This window comes from Pseudoalteromonas sp. NZS100_1 (assembly GCF_015864285.1).
Classification (GTDB): domain Bacteria; phylum Pseudomonadota; class Gammaproteobacteria; order Enterobacterales; family Alteromonadaceae; genus Pseudoalteromonas; species Pseudoalteromonas arctica.
This window is the reverse complement of sequence record NZ_JADYXN010000003.1, coordinates 113,840-136,747: the sequence shown is the minus strand read 5'-3', so window position 1 is coordinate 136,747 and position 22,908 is coordinate 113,840. Positions and strand designations below refer to the sequence as shown.

The 22,908-nt window shown below is 39.9% G+C and carries 20 protein-coding genes; 7 read left to right on the top strand and 13 right to left on the bottom strand.

The features are described 5' to 3' along the window. Window positions 1–993, top strand: coding sequence for a two-component system response regulator (locus tag I6F66_RS03165; RefSeq protein ID WP_165728206.1), 993 nt, complete (start codon window positions 1–3; stop codon window positions 991–993). On the opposite strand, the gene I6F66_RS03160 is transcribed toward I6F66_RS03165, so the two are convergent. Together I6F66_RS03160 and I6F66_RS03155 are read right to left on the bottom strand one after the other, a co-directional pair. Next, window positions 990–1,430 (bottom strand): VOC family protein, encoded by a 441-nt coding sequence (locus tag I6F66_RS03160; RefSeq protein ID WP_024590998.1) that lies wholly within the window; start codon window positions 1,428–1,430, stop codon window positions 990–992. The genes I6F66_RS03165 and I6F66_RS03160 overlap by 4 nt on opposite strands. A gap of 1 nt (window position 1,431) precedes the next feature. Next, window positions 1,432–2,088 (bottom strand): HD domain-containing protein, encoded by a 657-nt coding sequence (locus tag I6F66_RS03155; RefSeq protein ID WP_165726322.1) that lies wholly within the window; start codon window positions 2,086–2,088, stop codon window positions 1,432–1,434. A gap of 139 nt (window positions 2,089–2,227) precedes the next feature. Here I6F66_RS03155 and I6F66_RS03150 point away from each other — a divergent pair, with 139 nt between their 5' ends. After that, window positions 2,228–3,418, top strand: coding sequence for a class I SAM-dependent methyltransferase (locus tag I6F66_RS03150; RefSeq protein WP_007581068.1), 1,191 nt, complete (start codon window positions 2,228–2,230; stop codon window positions 3,416–3,418). Window positions 3,419–3,448: 30 nt separating this feature from the next. On the opposite strand, the gene I6F66_RS03145 is transcribed toward I6F66_RS03150, so the two are convergent. From I6F66_RS03145 to I6F66_RS03095, 11 genes are all read right to left on the bottom strand, one after another. Next, the gene (locus I6F66_RS03145; protein ID WP_007581065.1) at window positions 3,449–3,745 is read right to left on the bottom strand and encodes a PilZ domain-containing protein; all 297 of its coding nucleotides are present in this window, start codon (window positions 3,743–3,745) and stop codon (window positions 3,449–3,451) included. 9 nt (window positions 3,746–3,754) lie between these two features. Further along, on the bottom strand, window positions 3,755–4,135 hold the full coding sequence (locus I6F66_RS03140) for a PleD family two-component system response regulator (protein WP_007581064.1): 381 nt from the start codon (window positions 4,133–4,135) through the stop codon (window positions 3,755–3,757). A 75-nt stretch (window positions 4,136–4,210) separates the two neighbouring features. After that, complete coding sequence (gene hrpA, locus I6F66_RS03135; protein ID WP_197118893.1) at window positions 4,211–8,098, bottom strand: ATP-dependent RNA helicase HrpA; 3,888 nt, start codon at window positions 8,096–8,098, stop codon at window positions 4,211–4,213. Window positions 8,099–8,370: 272 nt separating this feature from the next. Beyond that, window positions 8,371–9,402 (bottom strand): isoaspartyl peptidase/L-asparaginase family protein, encoded by a 1,032-nt coding sequence (locus I6F66_RS03130; protein WP_010555079.1) that lies wholly within the window; start codon window positions 9,400–9,402, stop codon window positions 8,371–8,373. A gap of 290 nt (window positions 9,403–9,692) precedes the next feature. After that, the gene (locus tag I6F66_RS03125) at window positions 9,693–10,397 is read right to left on the bottom strand and encodes a SapC family protein (RefSeq protein WP_002961447.1); all 705 of its coding nucleotides are present in this window, start codon (window positions 10,395–10,397) and stop codon (window positions 9,693–9,695) included. A 336-nt stretch (window positions 10,398–10,733) separates the two neighbouring features. Then, window positions 10,734–11,444, bottom strand: coding sequence for a 6-phosphogluconolactonase (gene pgl, locus I6F66_RS03120; protein WP_197208776.1), 711 nt, complete (start codon window positions 11,442–11,444; stop codon window positions 10,734–10,736). A 2-nt stretch (window positions 11,445–11,446) separates the two neighbouring features. Then, a complete protein-coding gene (gene zwf / locus I6F66_RS03115; protein ID WP_101163306.1) occupies window positions 11,447–12,919 on the bottom strand; it encodes a glucose-6-phosphate dehydrogenase in 1,473 nt (490 codons plus the stop codon). Window positions 12,920–13,187: 268 nt separating this feature from the next. Continuing rightward, window positions 13,188–14,834, bottom strand: a complete 1,647-nt coding sequence (pgi, locus tag I6F66_RS03110; RefSeq protein ID WP_197208775.1) for a glucose-6-phosphate isomerase — start codon at window positions 14,832–14,834, stop codon at window positions 13,188–13,190. 665 nt (window positions 14,835–15,499) lie between these two features. Next, the gene (locus I6F66_RS03105) at window positions 15,500–17,755 is read right to left on the bottom strand and encodes an aminotransferase class V-fold PLP-dependent enzyme (protein WP_197208774.1); all 2,256 of its coding nucleotides are present in this window, start codon (window positions 17,753–17,755) and stop codon (window positions 15,500–15,502) included. A 135-nt stretch (window positions 17,756–17,890) separates the two neighbouring features. Continuing rightward, on the bottom strand, window positions 17,891–18,967 hold the full coding sequence (locus I6F66_RS03100) for an AI-2E family transporter (RefSeq protein ID WP_197208773.1): 1,077 nt from the start codon (window positions 18,965–18,967) through the stop codon (window positions 17,891–17,893). Further along, on the bottom strand, window positions 18,960–19,178 hold the full coding sequence (locus I6F66_RS03095; RefSeq protein ID WP_165741202.1) for a hypothetical protein: 219 nt from the start codon (window positions 19,176–19,178) through the stop codon (window positions 18,960–18,962). The genes I6F66_RS03100 and I6F66_RS03095 overlap by 8 nt, the downstream gene beginning before the upstream one ends. A gap of 146 nt (window positions 19,179–19,324) precedes the next feature. On the opposite strand from I6F66_RS03095, the gene I6F66_RS03090 reads away from it, so the two are divergent. The 5 genes from I6F66_RS03090 to I6F66_RS03070 are packed head-to-tail and all read left to right on the top strand — an operon-like array spanning window position 19,325 to window position 22,844. Continuing rightward, window positions 19,325–19,990 (top strand): hypothetical protein, encoded by a 666-nt coding sequence (locus I6F66_RS03090; RefSeq protein ID WP_165728201.1) that lies wholly within the window; start codon window positions 19,325–19,327, stop codon window positions 19,988–19,990. Window position 19,991: 1 nt separating this feature from the next. Then, window positions 19,992–21,449 carry a M48 family metalloprotease gene (locus tag I6F66_RS03085; RefSeq protein ID WP_197118895.1) on the top strand — a complete coding sequence of 486 codons (1,458 nt, stop codon included), beginning with the start codon at window positions 19,992–19,994 and terminating at the stop codon, window positions 21,447–21,449. A 53-nt stretch (window positions 21,450–21,502) separates the two neighbouring features. Further along, the gene (gene arsC, locus I6F66_RS03080; protein ID WP_165728199.1) at window positions 21,503–21,850 is read left to right on the top strand and encodes an arsenate reductase (glutaredoxin); all 348 of its coding nucleotides are present in this window, start codon (window positions 21,503–21,505) and stop codon (window positions 21,848–21,850) included. Then, window positions 21,850–22,404: an NAD(P)H:quinone oxidoreductase gene (gene wrbA / locus I6F66_RS03075; RefSeq protein ID WP_165728198.1), complete on the top strand. Its 555-nt coding sequence runs from the start codon at window positions 21,850–21,852 to the stop codon at window positions 22,402–22,404. Before arsC ends, wrbA begins: the two co-directional genes overlap by 1 nt. Further along, on the top strand, window positions 22,401–22,844 hold the full coding sequence (locus tag I6F66_RS03070) for a DUF2069 domain-containing protein (RefSeq protein ID WP_024608624.1): 444 nt from the start codon (window positions 22,401–22,403) through the stop codon (window positions 22,842–22,844). Before wrbA ends, I6F66_RS03070 begins: the two co-directional genes overlap by 4 nt. Window positions 22,845–22,908 lie beyond the last annotated feature (64 nt).

Sequence of the window (22,908 nt, the reverse complement as noted above, 5' to 3'; positions counted from 1 at the left end):
ATGGATTTTACAACAGATAGGCCACGAGTATTAATTGTTGACGATGAGCCTGCAAATCTAAAAGTAATGCGCGAAGTGTTAGGTAATCAATATCGTATGTCGTTTGCTAAATCGGGTGATGCCGCATTGGCACTACTTGAAAAAGAACTACCAAAGCTAATCTTGCTCGACATAATGATGCCAGATATGAATGGTTTTGAAGTATGTCAAATAGTTAAAGGTAACCCTAAAACATCACACATCCCAATTATTTTTGTAACTGCACTTGGTGATGAAAGCGATGAATATAAAGGTTTTGAGTTAGGCGCCGTAGATTATATTACTAAGCCAATAAGCCCTGCTATTGTAAGAGCTAGAGTTAAAACTCACTTGTCGCTAGTGCAAGCTGAGCAATTAAAACAAGCACATGTAGATTTAGTACAACGCCTAGGCCGTGCTGCTGAATATAAAGATACTGACACTGGCGAACATATAGTGCGTATGAGCCAATACAGCAAAGTATTAGCATTAGCGCTAGGTATGGATGAGCAAAGTGCAGAGCTTTTACGCCAAGCCGCCCCAATGCACGATGTTGGGAAAATAGGTATCCCTGATGCTATCTTACTCAAGCCAGGAAAGTTAACTTTTGAAGAGTTTGAACATATGAAGAAACACGCCATAATTGGTGCACAAATATTAGCAAATTCTTCATCGCCATTATTACAACTCGCTCATAAACTTGCTATTGAACACCACGAAAAATGGGATGGTTCAGGCTATCCTAACGGGATCAAAGGCGAAGAAATATCAATTGAAGGTAGAATTGTTGCCGTTGCTGACGTTTTTGATGCTCTGACTTCAAAACGCCCTTATAAAGAGGCATGGAGTGTAGAGAAAACAGTTTTGCATATGCAAGAGCAAGCAGGAGCTCATTTTGATCCCGCTCTAATCGAACTATTTGTGAAAAACTTAGACGATATTCTTGCTATAAAAAATTCAAATCAAGAAAGCTAATTCTTTTTAGCGCTGTGAGAGCCAAGCTCAACATTTGGATAGTAAGACTTTATATAACGATAGTCATGTGAGGTAATTTCATGGCTATTACCGCTTTCATCTTTAAAGTACATAGAAAACGTTACACCATGATCCGCTAGCACTGCTTTTATGTTTAAACCCTCAAGATGATTACGCCATTGAATAAATTGATCCCCTGAGGCCAAAAATGCAATCCCTTTACTACGCCCCTCACCTTCAAAAAGTGCTAAACGAGTTGTTGAACTAGTATCTTCAAGTGTTAAAGGGCCGCGTCCGTCCTCATCCCAAAAGGCAAGCTCGGGTACTACACTAAAACCTAAAACACGCTCATACCACTTAACGGCATCAACCAAGTTATCAACATTTAAATGGCAATGATCAATCCCAGATAATTTAGGTATGCTTGTATTATTCACGTTACTCACCTATTTCTGACTTTAATTGCTCTAAAAAGTCATGCATATACCTTGTACGCCTGTTCGCTTCTGCTTTAGCAGATGGCGTATTCATACTATCGGCAATATGTAATAACTTTATAAAAAAGTGATCAAGCGTGTATGTTTTATCATCAGCCTCGCGTTCAACACAAAAAGGGTCTTCTGGATTGTACAATAGCCGAGAAATTGATCCGCCTACTTTCATGCATCGACTCACCCCAATAGCGCCCAATGCATCCATTCTGTCAGCATCTTGTACTATTTGCGCTTCAACTGTTTTAATTTTTATATTTGCGCTGAAACTATGAGCGGCAATGGCATGATGAATCTCATCAAAAAGTGACTCGTCATAATTAATAGATTTTAAAAATTCCAATGCCTTATCGGCTGCCATAGTAGAGGCTTTTGCACGATCAGGGTGGTTTTTAGCCACCGCCACACAGTCGTGCATCCACGCTGCAGGTAATACAACTGACATGTTTGCCTGCTCCGCATTACATAACTGTATTGCAACGCGCACCACGCGTTCTATATGGGTAATATCGTGAGCAACATCGGCATGCACTAAAGAGGTTATAAATTCTCTACATTGTGAATTAAGTATTTTTAAATCGGGGCTTAAAACGGCGTCAGGCACTATTAGGTTCCAAAAGCTAATGAATCGATAAATTATCCGTACTTTACCGTGCTTTATGCCCACCTTGCAAAACATTCATTGTATGTTGCTCCTTGCTTGACTAAAATACAGCGCTTATTTATTACTACTGAGAAGCCTTATGTCATCTGCCGTTTACCTACAAGCTGGTCGCGATAAATCATTAAAAAGAAAACACCCTTGGTTATTTTCAAAAGCCATCAAAAAAATTAAAGGTAAACCTGGATTAGGCGACACAGTAACGATTCACGATAGCGAAGGTAAGTTTTTAGCAACTGCTGCTTACAGCCCTCACTCACAAATTCGTGCACGTGTTTGGAGCTTTGACGAAAAAGAAGTAATTGATCAAAACTTTTTTGAACGCCGTTTACGTCGCTCATTAGAAGCACGTAGCCAAGTAATAGAAGAAGGCGGATTAACAGGGTTTCGATTATGTGCTGCTGAATCTGATTACTTACCAGGCGTTACAATCGATAAGTTTGATAATGTATTAGTGTGTCAGCTACTAAGTGCGGGTGCCGAGCGTCATAAAGGCGAGATTGTTGGCGCGTTGATGTCTATTTTCCCAGGTTCTAGCATTTACGAGCGCTCAGACGTAGAAGTACGCACTAAAGAAGGCTTAGAGCCAATAAAAGGCGCTCTTTGGGGTAACGAACCAACACAGCCGGTACTTATTGAGGAAAACGGTTTTAAAATTGAAGTCGATATAATTGATGGACATAAAACAGGCTTTTATTTAGACCAGCGCGATAGCCGCGCCGCACTTGAGCGCTTCTCAAAGGGTAAAACGGTACTTAACTGTTTTAGTTATACAGGTACATTTTCGTTGTACGCCCTGCGTGGTGGATGTGAGCATGTAACTAACGTAGACGTATCTCAACCCGCTTTAGATACAGCAAAACGTAATGTTGAGCATAATAACTTAGATTTAAATAAAGTAAGTTTTGTTAAGCAGGATGTATTTAAGTTACTACGCCAATACCGCGACGAAGGTAGACAGTTTGATACCATCGTAATGGACCCACCAAAGTTTGCTGATAATAAAGCGCAGCTAACCGGTGCGTGTCGTGGTTACAAAGATATCAACATGATTGCCATGCAAATACTAAAACCAGGTGGAACATTACTAACGTTCTCATGCTCTGGTTTAATGGAACAAAACTTATTTCAAAAAGTAGTAGCCGATGCAGCACTTGATGCAGGTAAAGACCTACTTATAATGGAGCGATTAAACCAGGCAGCTGATCACCCAATTGCTGGCAGCTACCCTGAAGGCTTTTACTTAAAAGGCTTAATCTGTAAGGTTTTTTAATATCTACTATTGAGTTTAACTGGATTCAAGTTAGTTAAACTGAATGATTTCAAGACCTGCTGTTACCGTGCCATCATCTTCTTTGCTGGCACGTATTACTTTTGCTGTTGCATTTAAAGGCGCAATACTTGGGTGAGTTGAATCAATGTTCACCGTCAGTAATGTATTAGGTTCAAGTAATTCATCTAAATGAATTGATAAACCTGTTGCACTTAAATCCACGCACTCTGCGGCAAAACTTAAACCCGCTATTGGTTCTATCGTTGTTAAATTTGCAGGTGTATTGATCTGCATGCGTCTAAAATTTCGCTTATCATCAGTAAACATACGTTACCTCTAAAAAACCGTGTTAATTTCTTCCAACAAAGCACCCACTGAAAATGGCTTTACAACATATGCGTTACAACCAGCGTCAAACCCTGCTTGTTTTTCAGATGGAGACTCTAGGCCCGATACCATAACAACAGGAATATTTTTTGTTTCAGGTGTGTGTTTCAGCATTCGGCATGTATCATAACCATCAAGACCAGGCATACAAACATCAAGCAAAATTATATCTGGCGGACTCGCAATTGCCGATGCAAGACAGCTTTGCCCTGAATCTGCATAACTAACATCAAATTTCGACGCGAGTGCTGCTTTGAGCATTTCAAAATTAAAATACTCGTCGTCTACCACTAAAAGTCGCTTTGTTTTATGTTCAATCGATGAGGACATAACTATGTCACTTCCTTTTCAAAACAAAAATAAATCCTCCTATTAAGGTACTAAGCTTAATAGAAAATGCAAGTTTTATTCTATCTCTTTTATCGCATTGAGTACCCGTTTAGCAGATATTGGGTAAGGCGTGCCAAGTGTTTGAGCAAATAGCGACACTCTAAGCTCTTGTTGCATCCAAAAAATAGCGGTTACTTCTTGTGGAATAGGCAAGCCTTTAGGCGTTTTATTAACTACTTTTTTGTACTCTTGAGCAACTTTATCCAACTCTAGTACGCATAACCTATCACGATTTGGATCCACAGGCAGCTTCTCTAAACGTTTTTGAATCGCTTTTAAATAACGAATTAAATCCGTTATTTTATCTGCGCCATGCGCGCTCACAAAACCTTTAAATATAAGTGACTCAAGCTGTGATTTTATATCGCCATGCGCGGTTATCATGGTTAAATCAACGCGCCCTTTCATTTTTTTATGCAGTGCGTGCGCAATACTTAATACTTGCTCAACTTGCGTTGCAATCGATACAACGGCATCACCTAGCTCACCTCGTATTTGCTCTTTTACTGTTTCAAATGCTTTTTCGTCGCGTATATCGCCGTGTTTCACTAATAAGCTATCAACACCTGCGGCGATACAATCATCAATTAAATCAGCTATTTTACCAAATGGATTAAAGTACAAACCCAGCTTTGCCTTATTCGGTAAGTTTTGTTGTAAGTACTTAATTGGCGACGGCACATTTAACAATACTAAACGGCGCAAACCTTGTTGATGCGCTTGCTGCGCTTTTGCTTCACTATCAAAAAGCTCCACTGCAGCGGCTGATTTTTTATCCACCAGCGCAGGGTATGCTTTTATTTCGTATTGACCTTGTTTTTTAACATATGACGCTGGCAGCTCACCAAAGTCCCATTGTGTTAGGTCTGATTTTTCAATGCCTTTATCGGCTACTTTAGACAGTGTTTCGGTTACTTCACCTTGCAGCTCTGCTTTAAGTTTGGCTAAATCAAGTCCACGAGCAAGTAACTTATCGTGTTCATCACGTACTTCAAACTGCAATCGTAAATGCGGTGCAAGCGCGGTTAAATCCCACGCTTCTGCATCAACTCTCACACCTGTCATTCTTAATAAGCGCGTAGCTAAAGCATCAATTAAGCTACCTTGCATTGGCTCAATAGCTGCAAGTACTGCATCTGCATAATTTGGTGCTGGCACAAAATTACGGCGAAGCGATTTAGGCAATGACTTTATAAGCCCACTTATTAGCTCATGTCTAAATGCAGGTATATGCCAGTCAAAACCACTCTCTTGTACTTGATTCAACAGTGCTACCGGTATTTGCACCGCAACACCATCAACCGCTTGTCCTGGGTCAAAATGATAAGCAAGCGGTAATATAATATTGTCTTGCTGCCATGTGTCAGGGTAGTCAAACTCAGTGATATTACTTGCACCATGCTGCATTAGCTCTTCACGGGTCATGTGTAAGTAATGTTTATTTTGTTGTTTTTGTGTTTTATACCATTTTAAAAATGCAGCGCGGTTATTAATTTCTTTGGGTATTTTTTTATCGTAAAACTCAAATAACGTTTGCTCATCAACTAAAATATCACGACGACGAGACTTATTTTCCAGTACTTGAATATCTTCAATAAGCTCACTGTTAAACGCTAAAAAGCCCTCGTTTAAGCCCAGCTCTTGCTCAACTAATGCAGTGCGTACAAAAAGCTCTCGGCTCACTTTAGGGTCAATATTGCTATAAACACAGCGGCGTTTATTTACAACAAGTAAGCCGTACAAAGTTTGCTGCTCAAACGCGATTACCGCACCTGGCTTTTTCTCCCAGTGTGGCTCTGTGTAGCTACGTTTTACTAAATGCTGTGCTAATGGTTCTACCCAGTTAATGTCTATTTTTGCATTTGTGCGGGCATATAATTTACTGGTTTCTACCAGCTCCGCTGACATGATCCATTTAGGACTCTTTTTAAATAAACCTGAACCCGGAAAAATATGAAACTGACTATTACGTGCACCTTTGTATATTTGCTTCTCATCTTTAAAGCCAATATGGCTCAGCATTCCGCTTAATAACGCTTTATGAACAAGTTCGCCATCAGCCGCTTGGCTGGTTGCTTTCATGCCCATTTCGTTACACACAGTACTTATTTGATAAACAATATCTTGCCACTCACGCAAACGCATATAGGCTAGGAAATCTTTTTGACACAGCTTTCTAAACTGGCCGTTAGTCAGCTCGCTTTGCTGCTCTTCTAAGTAATTCCATAAGTTCAAAAAAGCGATAAAGTCTGAATCTGGGTCGTCAAAGCGACCGTGTTTTTCGTTAGCTGCAGCACGTTTTTCTTGCGGGCGTTCGCGTGGATCTTGAATCGACAGCGCCGCCACAATAACAATCACTTCACGCAATGCGCCAAGTTTGTGAGCTGTGAGCACCATTTTAGCTAAACGAGGGTCTACCGGTAATCGGCTGAGTTCTCTACCTGAAGCGGTTAAACTCGTTTTACTATCACGTTTGTCTGGTTTTACTGCTTGTAGTTCTTCTAATAACGATAAACCATCACTTATATTACGGCTATCTGGTGCTTGCACAAACGGAAATTGCGCCATATCACCAAGCCCGAGTGCCAACATTTGCAAAATAACTGAGGCAAGATTAGTACGCAGTATTTCAGGGTCGGTAAACTCTGGGCGCGATAAAAAATCATCCTCAGAGTACAAGCGAATACAAATACCCGCTTCAACACGTCCACAACGACCCATACGCTGATTAGCACTTGCTTGCGATATAGGTTCTATTGGCAGGCGCTGAACTTTTGTACGATAACTGTAGCGGCTTATACGCGCAGTACCTGGATCTATGACATAACGAATACCAGGCACGGTTAGTGACGTTTCGGCTACGTTGGTCGATAAAATAATATGACGACGAGAATGTGGCGCAAATATACGGTTTTGCTCTGCGTTAGATAAGCGCGAGTAAAGTGGTAATACATCAGTGTGTTTTAAATTACGCTTGCTAAGTGCATCAGCGGTATCGCGTATTTCACGCTCACCGTTTAAAAATATCAGTATGTCGCCAGGACCTTCCGCGCACAGCTCGTCAACAGCATCAAAAATACCTTGTAGCTGATCGCCCTCGGCTTCCATATCTTCTTTATTAATATCGGCCGTTGGGTTGTAACGCACATCAACAGGGAAAGTACGGCCCGATACTTCTATAATGGGCGCATCATTAAAATGCTTTGAAAAGCGCTCAGGATCGATGGTTGCAGACGTAATTATTATTTTTAAATCGGGACGTTTTGGAAGTAGGTTTTTTAAGTAACCTAAAATAAAGTCGATGTTTAAACTACGCTCATGCGCTTCATCTATAATTATGGTGTCGTATTGGTTTAAAAATCGATCTTGCTGAATTTCTGCCAGTAAAATACCGTCAGTCATGAGTTTAACGTACGTATTATTAGAAACCTGATCGCTAAAACGAATTTTAAAACCGACTTGCTGACCAAGTTCGCACTTCATTTCTTCAGCAATACGGTTAGCCACCGTTCGCGCAGCGAGTCGGCGTGGTTGAGTATGGCCTATTAAGCCATCAACACCACGACCAAGCTCTAAACACATTTTAGGTATTTGAGTTGTTTTACCTGAGCCCGTCTCACCGGCAATAATAACCACTTGGTTATTTGCAATGGCGTCTTTAATTGTTTCCTTTTTTTGACTTACTGGCAATTGCTCAGGGTAAGTCACTTTAGGAAGGCCCGCTAAGCGTTTATCGCGTAATTCTTGGCTACGGGTTATATCAGCCGCTATTTTTTCAAGCGCGTTGGCATGCTTGTTTTCATCCGTTATTTTTTTTACGCCATGTAAGCGTTTTTTGAAAATGAATTGATCTTTTTTCAAGCACGTTTTTAGCTCGCCAAACAACTGACCTAGGTTTACCACCCGCATACCTTACAAAATTAGTTAAAGAGCCATAATTGTATCAAATTAAACGGCCGGGGTTAATCCTACAAAATGCATAACACGGGGTTGTTTGTTATATAAACGCTGCGATTCACCTAAACTGCGAATAATAAATCTATCTCAAGCAGTTATTTTCAGCGCTAACTGCACTGAAAATAACTGGCTAGCAATAAATGAATTAAAATATCATTGTGGTTCAATATGTTAGTAAATCTCTTAACCAGAGTTGAGGTTAATTAAATTACTTTGGCTTATTCGTCGTTAAAAATGCCCACGTAGGTCGCTTGCGTATTCGATTTACTTGCCCGATACATGCCAGAGGTATTAAACGGCAAGCTAATATTCCCCTTAGTATCAATAATAATAACGCCACCAGTGCCACCAATTGGCTTAAGCACACCGTTTATAACTTCATCTCCAGCTTCAGCTATGGTTTTACCTTGATACTTAACACGCGCACATATATCGCTCGCTACGTTATAGCGAATAAAATATTCACCGTGCCCTGTTGCCGATACTGCGCACGATTCGTTTTCAGCAAATGTCCCAGCACCAATTACCGGCGCGTCACCTACACGGCCATAACGTTTTGCCGTCATACCACCTGTGGATGTACCTGCCGCTAAATTACCGTTTTTATCAAGCGCCACTGCGCCAACCGTGCCCATTTTGTAAGAGTTAGGCAATGCTTTGTGCGCGGCTTGGTACTCTTTACTGGTTGCTTTGGCTTTATCTAATTTTTGTTTTGCTTTTAAAAGCGCTTTGTAACGAGGCTCGGTATCAAATAAGTTATTTTCGACAAGTTCAACACCTTGCTCTTTAGCAAACTCCTCAGCGCCTTGCCCACTAAGCATTACGTGTACAGAGTTATCCATGACCAAACGCGCTAATTTAATCGGGCTCTCAATATGCTTTACACCCGCAACGGCGCCTGCTTCACGGTTTCGACCATCCATTATGGATGCATCAAGCTCATGCCCGCCATCGTAAGTGTATACCGCTCCACGCCCTGCATTAAAATAAGGCGATTGCTCTAATACTGTAATTGCCGCAGTTACCGCATCTAAACTTTCACCGCCTTGGTGCAATACTTTATAACCTGTCTCTACAGCCTCTGTTAATTTAGCGCGGTACTGCTTTTCTTGGGCGGGTGTAAATCGTGCTTTTTCTATTGTCCCTGCCCCACCATGAATCGCAATGGCAAAAGGAGTCTCTGCAGCGAATACGCTATTACTTAAAGCAAAAAGGCTGCTCGCAAAAATTGCTAATAAGGGTGTTTTCATAATGAGTTCTTTTATGGGAAAGTTATAAACTAATGTGAATGGTTGCGGGCTTAATTTCAACTAAAGTGAGTTTAATGGCATAAAAAAAGCGCCTTAAGGCGCTTTTTAAAATTTTACGTGTTTGTAATACCAATTTTATTAAAAACATGATCATTCTAGCGTATTAAATAGCTCACTAACTACGTTGAAAATTATTTATATAGAACAACTATGTATCATAATTTTAGCCTTGTTATTGAGCTATTTTCTTATCGCTATAATAGATCACTAATTTAATGCAATTGGTATAATTAAGCTTGTTTAGCTTTTAAACGCGCTAAACGTGCTACTTGATGAGTAGACGTTAAGAAAGAATAAATTGGTGCTAAGTAACCACGTTTACGAAGCTCTAAGAAATCAGCATCGCTTAACTCGTTTAGCTTTTTCTCATCGATAAGGTAAATACCGTTGATGTCTTTTTTCTCGCCTTTAATGTCTACTGTAAGCGTTTGCGCAATTAGTAGCTCTTTATCAGCAAGGAATTTAGTGAACGCTTCAGTTACTTGAGAAAACTCAATAAAAGATACAAGCGCTTCTTTACGACGTTTTAGGTAATCTGTTTCTTCGCCGTTTTCAAATAATGCATTACCTTCGTCTTCACCAACAAGCGCACTTGCTTCGTCAATTACGATACCGTATTGATCTTGATCTGGGTGTTTAACTAAGCCCAGTGGGTAACGAGTAGATGCCATAGGTGCAAATGCTGCAGTCCATTTACCATCTTCTACAAAAAGGTTTTCGCCTGGCTCTAAGCCAAACATAGCAACAGCTTGAAAAGTGCCGCTTTCGTTGTTTTTAACGAATGACATTGGAAACTCGTTTGCTACGCGTGCAAACTCATGTGCAACTACTGGCACTAAATGTTGAGTTTTCATGAATTCTACATTGATGCCGTTTTGAATTTTAGTGTTGGCATGCTTTTCGTTGTGTAAAGGCTGTACTTGTTGCTCCGCCATGTTACTGCTCCGTTTATTTTAATTTATATGTTTCATTGTTAATACCTTTAGGCTAATGCTTTTGAGCTAAAAAAGGAAGGGAAACTTTTATGACAGCGACCATGAAAAAATAAAATCTAACCAAATCTGAGCGTTGCTAAAAAACATACAGCTCAAACTCATAAATTCTGTTCAAAAACAACACACTTCATGGTTGATTTTAATACAAACCAAAGTTATTCATTAACATTGGTTAACAGTTCAGGACTGTTTTTTTGCAGTGTTTAGGCTTAAATTTGAGCAAATAAAAAAGGCCGCTTATATAAGCGGCCTTTAAAAGTTAAATTAGCACCTAAATTAAGGCGCCCAATATACTTCAATATTTATACTTGGGTGATTAAGCACAGCGCGAAGTGGCATGTCATGAACATCGCCGCCCGCTTTTGCTTGCTTATAAATAGCGAGTTTTTCTTCACCGCTAATTAAAAGCTTAACCACTTTAGATTGCGCAATGGCATTTAGCGTTAAGGTCATTCGCTCAGTAATACTACCCGTCACATCACTTTGTATCGCATTAATTGCACATACTGTTTGCTCAGTTGTTAAACCGTGCTCTAAACCGTCTGCATTTGGGAATAACGACGCTGTATGACCATCTGGGCCCATGCCTAGAATAGTTACATCGTATGGCGCTTTTAAAGCACTGTAAGCGGCTTCACACACTTCACTGCCTTGCTGCGCGGTTGCAGCATCGTTTTTCATGGTTATAAAGTTTGCAGCACTGCCAAAATTTTGTAATAACGTGCTTTTAATAAACGCTTCGTTACTTTTTTCATGGCTTGGGTCTACCCAGCGTTCATCAACCATAGCAACATCAACATGTTGCCAATCTAAATCAAGCGTTGATAGATGCTTATAAGCGGGCGCAGGAGACGAGCCACCCGACACCATTAATACAGCACGGCCATCATTTTTAATACCATCACGTAGTGATTGCTCAAGCGTTGCAGAAAGCTCAGCTGTTAACGCATCTTTATCGTCAAAAAATTTTTCAACTAGTGTTGCCATGCTTATACCTTATCGCCTGTGTTAAACCACACGTGGCTTTTTTCTGCCAATAGTTCATCAGCATCCTCAGGACCCCAGCTACCAGCACGGTAAAGCGCAGGCTTGCCTTTGTCTTGCCAACGGTCAATGATTGGATCAATCCATTTCCACGCTTGACGAACTTCATCACGGTGAATAAATAATGATGGGTTATTTGCAGCGGCATCAAGCATTAAACGCTTGTACGCATCTGAGTGAAAACCATTGCTGTAAGCTTGTGAAAGCTCAATATTCATTGTTACTGGTTCAAGTTGCATTTGAAGGTTATCAAGACGCTTAGACATAAGCGTTAGTTGAATTGTTTCCTCTGGCTGCAAACGAATAACAAGACGATTGGGCTCGATATTACCCACGTTATCTTCGTAGATATTGTGAGATACTTTTTTGTATTCAACCACAATTTCTGCACAGCGCTTAGCCATACGTTTACCCGTACGAAGGTAAAATGGAACACCCGCCCAGCGCCAGTTATCAATATGCGCACGAATAGCTACAAACGTTTCTGTTTTACTAGAACCTTCATTTAGCTCTTCTAAGTAACCCGGTACAATTTTACCGTTTAAGTCACCTGGTACGTATTGACCACGAACAATATTTTCATCAACGTCACCACCTACTAGTGGGCGAAGTGCTTCTAATACTTTTAATTTTTCGTTACGAATACTGTTAGCGTTAAGCTTATTAGGCGACTCCATAGCAACTAAACAAAGTAGTTGTAATAAATGGTTTTGAACCATGTCACGAAGTGCACCGGCTTTATCGTAAAAACCAGCACGGCTTTCAAGACCAACAGTTTCTGATAAGCTAATTTGGATGTTATCAATAGATTTAGCATCCCACATATTTTCAAACAATGAGTTTGAAAAACGTAGCGCCATCAAGTTTTGTACTGTTTCTTTACCTAAGTAATGGTCAATACGGAAAATTTGCTCTTCATTAAAAAATTCCGCAATTTTTCCATTAATTGCTTCAGCAGAATCACCGCAATAACCAATAGGCTTTTCAACAACAACGCGTGATGTAGGTGTAATTAAACCTTTAGTCGATAATATTTCACAACATGTGCCGTAAACAGCAGGTGGAAGCGATAAATAAAACACGCGAGACTTAGTGCTTTCGTGCTCATCTAAAATGCCTTTTAGCACATCCCAGTTGTCGTCTGCTTCTGTAACATTACTTACCACTGGCACTAAAAAAGTAGAAAACGCTTTCCAATCTTTAGCGTTAAACTCACCTTTGCTTAAAAATTCTTGTAATGCTTTATGCGCTGTTTCTATGTATTCAGCACGTTTCGATTCTTCGCGCACTGTTGGTAGGATACGTGAGCCTTCAGGTAAGTTACCTTCTTGATATGCTCTGTACATTGCAGGTAGCAATTTGCGTAACGCAAGATCACCACCGCCCCCAAAAATTATAATATCAAAAGGATTAAGCATAGTTACTCTCTACGTTGTGATACCCAGTACACTTTATAAATGCGCGGGTATGCCTATTTATTGCTAGATTAGATGGCTTTTATAGCTGTATTTAAATAAAAGCCTGCTGAATTGTTCTGTATCGATGATTTATTATTATTTTTATCATTGCGCTTATTAAATGAGCCTTAGGGGCCCTGTATCTCCTCTCACAAAAATACAGACCCTAAGCACTCCAGCGCTACCCGTTCAAAGGTACTCGGTTTACTTACTTGCGTAAGCGAATTTTTTACTGCGTACGGTTTTGTTTGTAGTACGCCATTAAGCCGTTTGTCGAACTATCATGAGCGTGTTTAACGCTTTCATCAGTAAGTTCACTCTCAATTTTAGATGCTAAACCTTTACCCAGTTCTACACCCCATTGGTCAAACGAACATATTTCTAAAATAATGCCTTGGCAAAATATCTTATGCTCATACAGTGCAATTAAACGGCCCACTGTTTTAGCATCTACTGTATCTAATAGCATAGACGTTGTAGGACGATTGCCTTGATGAATTTTATGATTTAATAACTCATCAATCTCTGCTTGCGATTTACCCTTAGCGGTTAAATCAGCAGTAACTTGCGCTGCATCTACACCACTCATCATCGCTTCTGTTTGTGCAAAGAAGTTTGATAATAAAATATCGTGATGCTTATCAACATTCACTTGTGGTTTAACTGATGCAATAAAATCTGCAGGTACAATTACATTACCTTGGTGTAAACACTGATAAAACGCGTGCTGACCATTAATACCCGTCATGCCCCAAATAATTGGAACTGTAGTATAAGGTACCGTTTCGCCTGCAAAGTTAACGTGTTTACCGTTACTTTCCATTTCGCCTTGCTGTAAATACGCAGGCAACATATGCAGTGCTTGGTCGTACGGTAATATAGCTTGCGCTGTGTAGCCCAAAAAGCTCGTATTCCATACACTAAGCAACGCCATAATTAATGGTATATTTTGCTCAAACGGCGCAGATTTAAAGTGCTCGTCTATTTCAAACGCGCCTTCTAAAATTGCTTCAAAGGCGTCGTAGCCTAAATATAAAGCAATTGGTAAGCCTATCGCACTCCAAAGTGAAAAGCGACCGCCAACCCAATCCCACATAGTGAATACGTTTTCGTCGCTGATACCAAAGGCTGCCGTTTTTTCTAAATTTGTACTTACTGCAACAAAGTGTTTTGCAATTGTACTTTCATCTTTTGTTGTTTGTAAAAACCAGTCAACCGCTGTTTTAGCGTTTGTCATAGTTTCTGACGTAGTAAATGTTTTTGACGAAATAACAAATAATGTTGTTTCAGGGTCAATGGCTTTTAATATAGACGAAATTTGTACACCGTCAGCATTAGATACGTAATGAACATTTAACGTATCATCAGCAAGTGCTTTTAATGCCTCGGTTGCCATTTGTGGGCCAAGGTTAGAACCACCTACGCCAATACTTACAACATCTTTTACCGCTTTACCGGTATAGCCTAACCATTTACCGCTACGAACTTTTTCTACAAACACTTTAATTTTAGCTAATTCGTTGTCTACGGCTTGTGTTACGTTTTCGCCATCCACTATTAATGGAGTGTGAGCACGATTACGAAGTGCCGTATGTAGTACTGAGCGATCCTCGGTGATATTGATTTTTTCACCGCTAAACATTTTATCGCGCCACGATGCAATATCGCATTCTTTAGCAAGCGACATTAAGTTATCAAAAACATCGTTATCAATAAGTTGCTTAGAATAGTCGAATAATACGCCTGATACTTGAGTCGAAAACTGAGAAAAGCGCGTGTCATCTTGTGCAAATAACGTTTTCAGATGTGTTTGTTTCATCTTAGCTGCACTTTGTTCTAGTGCTTGCCAACTTGTTAGTTGCGTTCGGTTAGACATGGAAATATCCTCTAGTTTTTCAATCAATTGATTTAAAAATGTTTTTTATAAAAGCAAAACTCTTAACACTGCTTATTTACACTAAAATTAAGCGCCGATAGTATAGCTAAAAATGCAAAAAAGTGTTGTTTTTATAATTTTAGATGCCGATGATAACGCAATTTTTAGCTTTTGACACCGGTATCATAAAAATTTTATAAATTAATTTACCCGCAATTTTAAAGGCAACGGGATAGCTTAATCAATCAAAATGAAATATTAATGAATTTTTATAAGCACAATAATTACTTTTTATAGTTATTCACTAATTATTAGGGCCTGTTTATCTTTCGAAGTTAAATTTGCAGCAGTGTGTTTGGCATTTAGGCAAGGCAGAGCCTATGTAGTGTGGTTATTCCCCATAAATAGGCGATAACGTGGAATAAATGCCAAACATGCGCTGCCCGAAGGGTTCTGCCTAGGGGCAATTTACTCTTTGTTACTCGGTTTTTACTTAGCCCACTAGGTTACAAACCTCACGCCGCGATTAAATAGCCCCTAGATTGAACAAATTTTAATCCTGAAAGGTCAACAGGCCCTAGGGCTTGTTTACCTTGCGAGCAAATAAACCTTAAAAACAAAAAAATCGGCCCTAAAGCCGATTTTGTATAAATTACAATCTTTGTTTAATTACTAAGCGCTAACCCGCCACTTAGGTTATAAACCGTTTTGTATCCTAGTTGCATTAAATTAGTTGCAGCAATTTTTGAGCGGTTACCACTACGGCATAATAAAATGTACTTGTTATTTTTGTTTAATTGCCCTTCAAATACCGCATTTGCCATTCTACTAAGTGGTATATTTAATGTTTTTTCATCTAGCGTATTAAATAACTGAGTAACATTATTTGCTCCATGCTCATACGGCTCCCGAGTATCTATTAAATATGTATCGCTGGTGTTTAACATTACTTTAGCGTCATCAAAATTTAATTGCTGTGTATCAACCTCAGGTAACGCATTTACATAACCACACAATTGCGTGTTATCTACTTGTTTTGAAGCGTCGTACTGCTGTTTTTGTATTGCAAATTCATCAACTGAAATACTGCCGCTCACTAACGCATCAAGTAATGGTGTTTGGTTTTGCTGTACAGCCCAGTTCATGGCAAAACATTGTTGGTAATCGTGCCCTGAGCAAATAATGCTGGTGCTATTAAGTTGCTCGCTCATTGCTAAAATAGAGCGTGCCATTGCTTTTGCATCCCCACCTATAAGCGATGTATTGCCAAGCCCTGCAGGCAGTATTAAATCACCACAAAAACAGTAACGCGTTTCGCCATTACTGTTTTTTAATAAATAACTTACACTGTCTTTGCTGTGCCCAGGTGTAACTACTTTTTCAAGTACGTCGTTTGCCAAGTTAATACTTGCTGTATTTAGCGGCCAACCTAGCGAATCAACCTCACCTTTTATAACTCTTGAGTCAAGAACGCTGGTTAGTAAATTAGTCGCTGACTCTCGCTCTTGATGCAGATGAGTATTAAGCACCGCCGATATAGTTAAGTTTTGTGTATTAGCTATTTTTTCAAAGCGCGGAATAAGCTCAATAATAGGATCGATAATTACAGCGTGTTTATCATCGCTCACATAAAGCCAACTACATGCACCTTGGTGCCTAAATTGAGTAAGGCCCAGTGCGCATACTTCTTGTTGTGGTGTGGTGCTGTCAGATACGATTAAACAGTTTGCCTGTAGTATTGCTTTAAGAGCGCGAATACGCACACAAGCATCATCAATATCGTGTTGTGTTGCAGCAGGTCCAAACGATAGCCTAATCGCGTTTTCGCTTTGCCACTTACTTGCACCCATTGCATCTAAAACAAAACTTGTTGATGCGCCTGTACTGCAAGCCGAGCCTCCACTTACACGAATGCCCGCAGCGTCAAATAAATCAATCACTTCTTTGCTCGTTAAATCGTTAACAGCAAAGTTAAGTGTGGTAGGCACGCTATAAGCAAAATCATGATTGAATGTAATATCGCCAAAGGTGTCTTTTATCGCGCTTTGTAACTGGCTTCGATAAGAGTTAAGTATGCTAATTGGTTTAAATGTATCGTCTGATTTATCAAGCAACATACTAAATAGCTTATTTAACCCTGCAATACCGGGTAGATTTTCGGTGCCTGAGCGCATTCCACTTTCTTGACCGCCACCCGCTATAAAAGGTGTGTACGCACTGCCACTACGAATATATAAAAAACCAATACCTTTAGGTGCATAAAGCTTATGCCCCGAAAAAGGTGCGTAGTCTATTGTTGTATCACTCAGCGCGAGCGCTTGTTTACCGAGCGCCTGCACGCAATCCACCATCCACGATACATTTTTATTACGGCTACGAATTACCTGCTCTATAGCGGGTAAATCTTGATACACACCGGTTTCGTTATTAACGGCCATGGTGCAAATCATCAATGCGTTATCTATATGCTGTGCTATAAAATCTAAATCTAAAATACCGTTGCTATCAACTGGAATAGCAAGTACCTCAGCATTAACGTTAAGTACGCTATTCCAGTGCTTAAGTGTGTTTGGCACCGCTTTGTGCTCAGTAGCGCCATATAATAATACGGGGTTTTTAATCGGGTGTTTTTTAGCCTCTATTAGCGTAGAAACCACCGCAGTTTGAATACCTTCTGTTGCGCCAGAGGTAAATAAAATATCGCCAGTAGTTGCGCCAATAACCGTGTGTGCTTTTTTGCGTGTTTGTTCTAATAAATGCTTGGCTTGAATGCCTGTGATGTGCGGGCTTGAAGGATTACCAAAACATATTTGCATGGTATGAGAAACAACATCAGCTATACAAGGCAACACAGGGGTCGTTGCGTTTGCATCAAGGTAAACTTGTTTTACTGGCTCATCGTGCAATAAAAACTCAGACATTAAAAAACGCACCTTATTACTAAAAAATATATCTTATTACCAATGGTACATAAATTTACAGGTAATGAGTAATAATCAATTAGCACTAGAGATGCGTTTACTATTCTTTTTTATACTAAAAATCTGTTTACGCTATTACTCAGTAGTTTCTTTACTCAACTCTTCATGCGTAGACGACCACGCTGTTATAAGCGCTTTTACTAATGAAGCCAACGGGATGGCAAAAAATACGCCCCAAAATCCCCATAAGCCACCAAAAAATAATACAGCGACAATTATAAACACCGGATTTAAATCAACCGCCTCAGAAAACAACAGTGGCACAAGTACGTTGCCATCAAGCGCCTGAATAATTCCGTAAATAATTAAAATGGTCCAAAACTGGGTTTCTAATCCAAATTGAAACAGCGCAACTGCCGCTACCGGAATAGTTACCAGTGCCGCACCAATAAATGGAATTAACACCGACAAGCCCACAAGCACGCCAAGTAACGCAGCGTAACGTAAATCTAAAACCGTAAAGGCTATAAACGACACACCACCAACAATCAAAATTTCAAACACTTTACCGCGAATGTAATTCATTATTTGCTGATTCATCTCGTGCCACACTTGCAAAATCAAGCGTCGTTGCTGTGGGATCAGTTTAGCGATACTGCCCGTTAACTCAAGCTTGTCTTTAAGCATAAAAAACACCAGCAACGGCACAAGCACTAAGTAAATAAGCCATGCAACAACATCTTTTAAAGAGGTTAGTGAAAACGACAGTACAGCCTGACCAAACTCGATTATTTTAGCCTCTACTGTTGCCACAATTGCCTGTACTTGCTCAATACTAATTAAACTTGGGTATTGCTCAGGTAAAGCGATTAAATAAGACTTCCCCTGCTCTAACATATGCGGGGTTTCTTGCACTAAGTTACTGGTTTGCTTCCAAAGTACGGGGCCAATAACCAAAATAAGGGTGAGCATAATGCTAATAAATATCAACATTACAATAATCGTTGCACTAAAACGTTTTAAACCAAAACGCTCTAAATGAACAACCGGCCAATCAAGTAAATAGGCAATAACTAATGCCACAAGCACAGGAACAATTAACGAGCCAAAAAAGTAAAGTAAGGCCACTGAGGCCAATAATAAAAATAATAAGGTAGACGAATGAGGATCCGAGAACTTCCTTTCGTACCATGTTTTTACGTATTCAAACATGTAATGGCTCCACTAATAACAACCCACGTTGTTTATCAAAATTGTAACTATAAGCATTTTTTTGCAAAAAACGTTCAATATCGTTCGCACTTTCACCTTTATTAAGACTAAAGGTGATGCGATGTTTTGATGACTGTGCACTTCGTAGCGCAAGTTTAAACTGCACAAATTGCTGAGGACACTCAAACTCTTTTAAATCGCGCTCCACCATAACTACTTTATCCGTATAGTAAATGAATAATAAGTCGCATATTGTCGGTCTACGTATTTATAAAACGTGAACCGTTGTAACTTTTTCTTAAAACAACACCTGCAATAGTTTATCCTTATAGCATAACTAGCAGTAAGGATAAGTTAATGCCTGGAACGCATAATAAAGCGCAACTACCCAGTAATCCAACACTCAAAGAGATTAATTGGTTTAAAAAGCAAATTAATTGGGGCGAACTTCCTCCTTTTTATCATCTTGTTGCCTCATCAATAAGCGAATCAGAAGGAATTTTAGATCATGGATTCGACAATGCAGTTAAACAACTTATAGATAAACGCAATTGGAACTTAGATTTATTAGAAGGCCATGAAGACAGCTTTGGTGTAATACATACTAAACATAAGCCACGTATAGCGCTGCACCAAGTATTTACCGACAGAGGCTTTGAGTTATGGGCACAGCCTTATGCTAAAGATGTTATTGTTGACCAATACGTAAAAGATAATCGCTTTATGGAATTTAGAGTGTGGGATCCGCATTCAATGAAAAATCTAATCAGAATAAATCAATTACATAAGTTTATTGGCTTTTATTTTGAACGAGGCGACAAAGCAGATAAAGCCATTATTTTACATGCACATAAAGTAGTACATAAAATTATTACTTTTTTGCAGCGAGAATTGAACGTTGTAAAGCTTGATGGAGTCACAATAAAAGAACTATACCAATTGTGCGAAAAAGACAGCCGTGCAAGCAGTGACGAAATAGACATAGCCAAAATTGCAATTGGCGAACCAATTAACAAGGAATAAAATGCAGCTAAAATCAGCATTTATCACTTTATGCAGTGCCGCGCTTACGTTCAGCTTATTAGTAAGCGAACCTTTAAAAGCGCAAACTAACTTTACTCTTCCTGATTTAGGAACATCTGCATTACAAGCGCTGCCACTTGAAAAAGAAAAAGCTATTGGCGAAGTAATGATGATGCAAATACGCGGTTCATCGCCCGTTATAAACGACCCTGTATTGGATGAATACCTGACCACTATTGGCCGTAAATTGGTGGCTAATGCTAACGATGTGCGCTTTCCGTTTTCGTTTTTTTGGATAAACAACTCAGAAATAAACGCCTTCGCCTTTTACGGCGGGCATGTAGGTGTGCACACAGGGTTAATAGCACAAGCCGATAACGAGAGCCAGTTTGCCTCTGTACTTGGCCACGAAATTGCTCACGTAACACAGCGCCACTTAGCACGTAGAATTCAACAACAACAGGATAACAGCGCGCTGACCATTGCCGGTATGATTGCCGGTATACTGGCAACAGTTGTTGCACCCGACGCCGGCATTGCCATTATATCAGCGAGCCAAACGCAGTCTGCTTTTAGTCAGTTAACGCATAGCCGCTCAGCCGAGCAAGAAGCCGACCGTATAGGTATGCAAACTCTTAATAATGCGGGTTTTGATGCACGTGCATCGAGCGAATTTTTAACTAAACTTGCAGCGCAAATTCGCTATAAATACAAGCCACCTGCGTTTTTGCTTACTCACCCATTACCAGAGAGCCGCGTATCAGACGTACGCTTGCGGGCAGAGCAGTATCCTCAACGCCATATAAACGCGAGCCTTGAGTTTAGTTTAGCAAAAAGTCGCGTACTGGCACGTTATTACAACAAACCAGAAAAAGCGGAAGACCTATTTAGAAAGCTCCTTCGCGAAAACACCTACAACAATACAGCATTAAAATACGGTTTAGCTATTAGTTTGCTTGATCAAAAAAAGCTTGATGAAGCAGCGCCAATGTTAGATGAGCTTTTAAAAAACGATCCTAAAAACCTATTCTATATAGACACTCATACCGATTTACTCATCGCACAAAAAAAGGCAGATGAAGCCGTTAAATTTTTAGCGGATTTAAATCAGTATCGTCCTAATAATCAGGTGATTACACTTAACTACGCCAACGCTGCACTTGAAGCTGAGCAGTACGAACTTGCCGAAAACATTTTAAAGAGTTTTTTGCTTGAAAAGCCAGATCACAACTTAGGTAAACAACTCCTTGCTGACGCGTATAAAAAACAAGATAAATTAGCCTCTTACCACGAAGCTAACGCTGATGTATTAGCGCAATATGGTGCTTACTTAAAAGCCGCTGATGAAATCCAAAAAGCGCTTAATTTCGTAGAATCAACAGAACTTGTAAAACAACAGCGTTTAAAAGCACTGCTTACTCAGTATCGACTTTTACAAAAAGAGCTAGCGAGGCTTTAAGTCTGCAAGCGCTTACCCTAAAATAGACGCAATTCACACTTTGGAATCATTTTATGTCTGTTACTATTTACCACAACCCTCGCTGCTCTAAATCGCGCGAAACGCTAGCGCTACTGCAAAGTAAAGCGGTAGAGCCAAATATTGTAGAGTATTTAAAAACGCCTCTTACTCACGAGCAAATTTCAATGCTTGTAAGTCAGCTTGGTTTTTCATCAGTACGCGAACTAATGCGCACTAAAGAAGATGCTTACAAAGAACTTAATTTGAAAGATGAAAGCAGTGAGTCAGCATTAATAGACGCCATGGTACAAAATCCAAAGCTAATTGAACGCCCTATTGTTGTTAATAACAATAAAGCAGCTATTGGTCGTCCGCCTGAAAACGTACTAAGCGTTTTATAATGAGCGAAACCATTGTGGTACTTTACCACTCAAGCCATGGCTCAGTTGAAGCAATGGCTCACGAAATAGCAGAATCAATTGAGCAACAAGGCGCAACTGCCCTGCTGCGTACTTTTGTAGCTAAAAATCCGCACGACATTGTAATAACCAAAGATGATTTAATAAATTGTGATGGTTTAGCATTTGGTACGCCAACGCGATTTGGCATGATGGCCTCTCAAGCTAAAAGCTTTTGGGAAACTACCAGCGACTTATGGTTAAAAGGTCAGCTAATAGATAAGCCAGCGTGTGTGTTTTCGTCATCAAGCAGTATGCATGGTGGTAATGAAGCAACCTTACTTAACTTATCTCTGCCACTATTACACCACGGTATGATGCTACTGGGCGTGCCGTACGATGTACCCGAACTACTTGCAACACAAACAGGTGGAACACCATACGGTGCAACACACGTTGCTGGCAGCGCTAATAGTGCACAGCTAAGCAAAGACGAAATTAAAATATGCCAAAGCGTTGGTAAACGCCTTACTCACATTGCGAGAAAACTTAAATGAATACCGCTGACAACCCAGCTAAAAAGCCGATTACAGTAAAGTTTCAGCGTGCCGCACTATTTGGCTATGTAGGTTTACTTGTTCTTATTCCACTGTGGATGTATTTTGTGCCACCTCTAAATGGTAATGCGAGTTTAGTGTCTTTATTTTTGCCTATTATTCCGTTACTACTGCCGTTAAGAGGCATAATTAAAGACAGTACATACACTTATGCGTGGGCTAACTTTGTTGTAATGCTGTATTTTATTCACGGGCTTACCATGCTGTGGGCAGCGCCAGATGAGTTAATTTGGGTATTGCTAGAGCTTGTATTTGCCTCTTCAATGTTTATTGGCTGTACGTATTATGCAAGGCATCGCGGACAAGAGCAGGGGTTAAAAATCCGTAAGCTTAAAGAAGAACTAGCTGAAGAAAAAGCAGCAAATGAGCACGGTAAATAAGGCTTAACCATAAACGGTTATAAATACAAAAAACGCGCTTAAATTGCTTTAAGCGCGTTTTTTA

Excerpts from the sequence above, each read along its gene's own strand:
- I6F66_RS03165 (WP_165728206.1), top strand. The coding sequence starts at position 1 with ATGGATTTTACAACAGATAGGCCACGAGTATTAATTGTTGACGATGAG.
- I6F66_RS03150 (WP_007581068.1), top strand. The coding sequence starts at position 2,228 with ATGTCATCTGCCGTTTACCTACAAGCTGGTCGCGATAAATCATTAAAA.
- I6F66_RS03145 (WP_007581065.1), bottom strand. The coding sequence starts at position 3,745 with ATGTTTACTGATGATAAGCGAAATTTTAGACGCATGCAGATCAATACA.
- I6F66_RS03140 (WP_007581064.1), bottom strand. The coding sequence starts at position 4,135 with ATGTCCTCATCGATTGAACATAAAACAAAGCGACTTTTAGTGGTAGAC.
- I6F66_RS03130 (WP_010555079.1), bottom strand. The coding sequence starts at position 9,402 with ATGAAAACACCCTTATTAGCAATTTTTGCGAGCAGCCTTTTTGCTTTA.
- I6F66_RS03125 (WP_002961447.1), bottom strand. The coding sequence starts at position 10,397 with ATGGCGGAGCAACAAGTACAGCCTTTACACAACGAAAAGCATGCCAAC.
- pgl (WP_197208776.1), bottom strand. The coding sequence starts at position 11,444 with ATGGCAACACTAGTTGAAAAATTTTTTGACGATAAAGATGCGTTAACA.
- zwf (WP_101163306.1), bottom strand. The coding sequence starts at position 12,919 with ATGCTTAATCCTTTTGATATTATAATTTTTGGGGGCGGTGGTGATCTT.
- pgi (WP_197208775.1), bottom strand. The coding sequence starts at position 14,834 with ATGTCTAACCGAACGCAACTAACAAGTTGGCAAGCACTAGAACAAAGT.
- I6F66_RS03105 (WP_197208774.1), bottom strand. The coding sequence starts at position 17,755 with ATGTCTGAGTTTTTATTGCACGATGAGCCAGTAAAACAAGTTTACCTT.
- I6F66_RS03100 (WP_197208773.1), bottom strand. The coding sequence starts at position 18,967 with ATGTTTGAATACGTAAAAACATGGTACGAAAGGAAGTTCTCGGATCCT.
- I6F66_RS03095 (WP_165741202.1), bottom strand. The coding sequence starts at position 19,178 with ATGGTGGAGCGCGATTTAAAAGAGTTTGAGTGTCCTCAGCAATTTGTG.
- I6F66_RS03090 (WP_165728201.1), top strand. The coding sequence starts at position 19,325 with ATGCCTGGAACGCATAATAAAGCGCAACTACCCAGTAATCCAACACTC.
- I6F66_RS03085 (WP_197118895.1), top strand. The coding sequence starts at position 19,992 with ATGCAGCTAAAATCAGCATTTATCACTTTATGCAGTGCCGCGCTTACG.
- arsC (WP_165728199.1), top strand. The coding sequence starts at position 21,503 with ATGTCTGTTACTATTTACCACAACCCTCGCTGCTCTAAATCGCGCGAA.
- wrbA (WP_165728198.1), top strand. The coding sequence starts at position 21,850 with ATGAGCGAAACCATTGTGGTACTTTACCACTCAAGCCATGGCTCAGTT.
- I6F66_RS03070 (WP_024608624.1), top strand. The coding sequence starts at position 22,401 with ATGAATACCGCTGACAACCCAGCTAAAAAGCCGATTACAGTAAAGTTT.